This is a genomic window from Nocardia farcinica (assembly GCF_029867845.1).
In the GTDB taxonomy this organism is placed as follows: Bacteria; Actinomycetota; Actinomycetes; order Mycobacteriales; family Mycobacteriaceae; genus Nocardia; species Nocardia farcinica_A.
Genome location: NZ_JARWRU010000958.1, coordinates 1 through 1,695, shown reverse-complemented (window position 1 = coordinate 1,695; position 1,695 = coordinate 1). Strand labels below are relative to the sequence as shown.

General features: G+C 72.0%; 2 protein-coding genes. One reads left to right on the top strand and one right to left on the bottom strand.

Features of this window, described 5'->3' with window-relative positions:
- On the bottom strand, positions 1–873 hold an 873-nt coding region (locus QH283_RS21135), incomplete at its 3' end, for a D-alanyl-D-alanine carboxypeptidase (protein ID WP_280504712.1).
- Positions 874–1,062: 189 nt separating this feature from the next.
- Here QH283_RS21135 and QH283_RS21130 point away from each other — a divergent pair.
- The gene (locus QH283_RS21130) at positions 1,063–1,554 is read left to right on the top strand and encodes an inorganic diphosphatase (protein ID WP_280504711.1); all 492 of its coding nucleotides are present in this window, start codon (positions 1,063–1,065) and stop codon (positions 1,552–1,554) included.
- The last annotated feature ends 141 nt before the right edge of the window (positions 1,555–1,695 follow it).

Genomic DNA, 1,695 nt, shown 5'->3' with positions numbered 1-1,695 from the left:
GTGCAGCATCATGGCGAGCAGCCGCTCGCGCAGCGGGGCCGAGGCCACCGACGCCACCTCGGCGGCGCCCGGCGCGGCCGTGCCCGGGCGCACCGCGGCGGGATCGAGGCCGAGCGCGGCGGCCAGGGCGCGGCCGGCGTCCAGCGCGGGGGTCATGGTGCGCGGGGAGTACTCCACCAGCGGGTCGAGGCGGCCGCCGTCGATCATCACCGGCTCGATGGGCGCGATCGAGCCCTCAGGCACATCGATCTCCACCCAGCCGCGCGCCATGGTCGGCCCGGTGTAGCGGGAGGTGTCCACGACGATCGTGCCCACCGCGCGACCGGACGCCCTGATCCCCTCGACCAGATCCGAGAGCTTGGCCGAATTCGGGTAATACCCCTTGCCGTCCGGCTGAGCGGTCAACGTGGGGTCACCGCCGCCGACGAGCACCAGTTCGCCGGGCGCCGACCCCTCGACCACCTTGGTGACCAGCCGCTGATCGGCGGGCAGCGCGAGCAGCGCGGCCGCGGTGGTCAGCACCTTGTTGGTGGATGAGGGGATGCGCGGCTCGTCGGCCTGCGAGCTCCACAGCGTCGTGCCGGTCTCGGCGTCGGTGACCACACCGGAGAAATCCCCCAGGTCGGGGTTGGTGATGGGCTCGGCCAGCGCGGCGGCCACCGCGGCCGGACTGGCGGAGCCGTTGTCGCCGGCGGGCTGGAGCCGGGGGAATGCCTCGACCGGCGCGGGCGACTCCGCGACGGTCAGTCCACCGTGCCGGAATTCCGGCGTCCACGGCCGCAGCGTCACCGCCGCGGTACCCGCCACCAGCGCCAGCACGGCCAGTGTCACGGCCACCGAGATCCACAGGCGTCTGCGCCTGCGGGCGGCCAAGTCACCGATCCTCTTCTCGTTCCCAACCACGTGCTCGTCGTCTCCCTGACTCCGCCCCCCGCGCGCCCGCCCGGCGCACCCGTATCCGCACCGTCCACACTATCGGTGTTCGGCTACCGTTCTCCCCGACAGTCGGGCGAGTCGGCTGCCGCTCGCTCGCGCCCACAGATGAAGCACAGGAGGAATGGCGTGGAGTTCGACGTCACCATCGAGATCCCGAAGGGTTCCCGCAACAAGTACGAGGTCGACCACGAAACCGGCCGGGTCCGCCTCGACCGCTACCTCTACACCTCGATGGCCTACCCCACCGACTACGGCTTCATCGAGAACACCCTCGGCGAGGACGGCGACCCGCTCGACGCGCTGGTCCTGCTGCCCGAGCCGGTCTTCCCCGGCGTGATCGTCGAGGCCCGCCCGGTCGCGATGTACAAGATGGAGGACGAGGCGGGCGGCGACGCCAAGGTGCTGTGCGTGCCCGCGGGCGACCCGCGCTGGGAGCACGTCCAGGACGTCGCCGACGTGCCGGAGTTCGAGCTCGCCGCGATCAAGCACTTCTTCGAGCGCTACAAGGATCTGGAGCCGGGCAAGTACGTCAAGGGCTCGGAATGGGTCGGCCGCGCCGAGGCCGAGGCCGAGATCAACGCTTCCTTCGCGCGCCTGGAGGAGAAGGGCGGCCACTGAGCCCTCGGCTCATCCACCGCCACTGAGCCCTCGGCTCATCCACGGCCACCGAGCCCCATGAACGGTGAAAGGGCCGTGCCGCGGTGGGCCGGGCGGCCCCGTGACATTAGGGGCCGGCACGGGTGGGGGGGGGGCGGGGCC